Annotated in this window: 2 protein-coding genes; both read left to right on the forward strand. The window is 59.9% G+C overall.

The genetic code is table 11. From position 1 onward, the window contains the following. Positions 1-207 precede the first annotated feature (207 nt). Positions 208-1356, forward strand: coding sequence for a phage protease (locus tag ACW5W8_RS23545; RefSeq protein ID WP_201978078.1), 1149 nt, complete (start codon positions 208-210; stop codon positions 1354-1356). 44 nt (positions 1357-1400) lie between these two features. Further along, complete coding sequence (locus ACW5W8_RS23550; protein WP_498630838.1) at positions 1401-2309, forward strand: Mu-like prophage major head subunit gpT family protein; 909 nt, start codon at positions 1401-1403, stop codon at positions 2307-2309. The last annotated feature ends 40 nt before the right edge of the window (positions 2310-2349 follow it).

Here is a 2349-nt window from a genome sequence, read left to right on the forward strand (position 1 = left end):
GGTGCCCCCTTGCGGCTACGATGGCATGTCTACCCTCTGAATAGGTCAGGAAAATGGAGTTTAAACACCATTAAACAGTATCGCCGCCCCCCAGCTTACCCTCCGATCCATCCCGTGATGCAGTAACCCACCATAAACCCCACCCAATTCTCAGTTCGATGACACTGGCCGCAATGAGGTTTGCTGTGACCAGCCGGAGTGAGAGTGATGCCCCTATCTGCCACCAGTTCCGCCATTGCCGTGGCCATCTTGAATGCAAGACCAACCGCCCTAGGGTTGGCCGTGCTCGATGCAGCCCTTGGCCCGAGCGACGACGGTTGGCACCAGTTGCTGCCGGTCGGCCCGTTCAAGGCCCGCGATGGCCGCCCCTTTGATGTTCCTGGTGGTCACTGGCAGCTCGACAGGAGCATCGCCACCACCCTGATCAATCGAGCCAAAGCGCTCGGGCAAGACATCCTGATCGACTACGACCACCAGACCCTCCATATCGAAAAGACTGGCAAGGAGGCCCCGGCAGCCGGTTGGTTCAACGGTGATGAGATCGAATGGCGCGAGGGGCAGGGCCTCTTTATCAAACCGCGCTGGACGGATCGTGCGGCTGCCATGGTGGCCGCCAAAGAGTACCGATTCCTTTCTGCCGTCTTTCCCTATGACGCTCAGGGCCGCCCGCTGGAACTGCGGATGGCCGCGATCACCAATGATCCCGGTGTGGTGGGTATGCAGGCTCTGGCAGCTCTCAGTGCTTTACCTCCCAAGACCAATCAATCCGGCCAGTTGGCCACTGTAACCAAGGAGATACCCATGAACGAGGCAATGCTCGCCCTGCTGGCCAAGCTGGGCATTCAGGTAGAAGAGGGCCGCGAGCTCACCGTCGAACAGGGGCAGGCTGCGCTGTCGGCCCTCGATACCCTGCAAAGCGCGGCAGGCAAAACCGCCAGCGCTGAAGCCGCCCTGGCTGCTCTCAAGGCTCAACCGGTGCAACAGGGTGGCCAAGTTGACCTGGCGCAATTCGTGCCGGTGGCGACCTATAACGCCCTGGTTGCCCAGGTAGCGAGTTTAAGCGCCAAGGTGGAAACCACGGATGCCGCAACCCTGATCAAGGAAGCCCGTACCCAGGGCAAGGTGGTGGCCGCCGAAGAGGAGTATTTGACCGCCTATGCCGCCCAGAAAGGGGTAGCTGCCCTCAAGGCGTTGCTGGAGCCCCGTCCGGCGATTGCCGCACTGGCCGCCAGCCAGACCACTCAGGTGACCCTGCCCGAGAAGAAGGGGGATGCGGTGCTCTCGGCGGATGACAAGTATGCCGCCGACCAGCTCGGTATCAGCCACGAGGAGTTTGCCAAGGCCAAGCAGGCTTAAGCGCAGACCCTACCACGCCATTTATCCAGAGAAGGAACACCCGTATGGCCATGATTACACCCGCGCTGTTGCAGTCCCTCTTCACCGGCTTCAAGAAGAACTTTGAAGACGCCAAGAGTGAAGCGCCTGCCCAGTACACCAAGATCGCCACCGTGATCAAATCGACTACCAAGTCCAACACCTATGGCTGGTTGGGTAAGTTCCCCAATCTGCGTAAGTGGGTCGGTGATCGGGTGATCGAGTCGATGAAGGCGCACGGTTACCAGATCGTCAACGAAGACTTCGAGGCCACCGTCGGCGTCGATCGCAACGATATCGAAGATGACGAGCTGGGTATCTACGCGCCGATGTTTGCCGAGATGGGCCGTTCGGCGGGCATTCACCCCGATGAGCTCTGTTTCGGTCTGCTCGGTGCTGGCTTCACCACGCCTTGCTATGACGGCCAGTATTTCTTCGACACCGATCACCCGGTCTATCCCAAGGCCGATGGCACCGGTACCCCTGTCTTGACTGCCAACGTGGTGGTGGATTCCGGTTATCAGGGGGAGCCCTGGTTCCTGCTCGATACCAGCCGCGCCCTCAAGCCGGTCATCTTCCAGGATCGCAAGTCACCGCAGCTGATTGCCATGACCAAGATCGATGACGAAGCGGTATTCACCCGCAAGGAGTTCCGCTACGGGGTCGATTGCCGCGATGCCGCAGGCTTTGGCTTCTGGCAGTTGGCCTTTGCCAACAAGCGGGCGCTGACCCCCGACAACCTGTGGGATGCCTACTCCAAGATGCGGGAGTTTCAGGCTGATGGCGGCCGCAAGCTCGGGGTGAAGGCCACCATGTTGGTGGTACACCCCTCCCTTGAGAAGCTGGCGACCCAGATGCTGGAGCGAGAGCTGTCGAACAGCAGCAGCAACGAGCTGAAAGGCAAGTTGGAGCTGGTGGTGGCTGACTACCTCTAACCCTGCGTTATGCCTGTTTAAAGCGGGGTTAAACAGCTGC

It is taken from the genome of Aeromonas aquatilis, assembly GCF_054052405.1.

What these genes read in the sequence shown, in the direction of transcription:
- ACW5W8_RS23545 (WP_201978078.1), top strand. Translation starts at nt 208, where the DNA reads ATGCCCCTATCTGCCACCAGTTCCGCCATTGCCGTGGCCATCTTGAAT.
- ACW5W8_RS23550 (WP_498630838.1), top strand. Translation starts at nt 1,401, where the DNA reads ATGGCCATGATTACACCCGCGCTGTTGCAGTCCCTCTTCACCGGCTTC.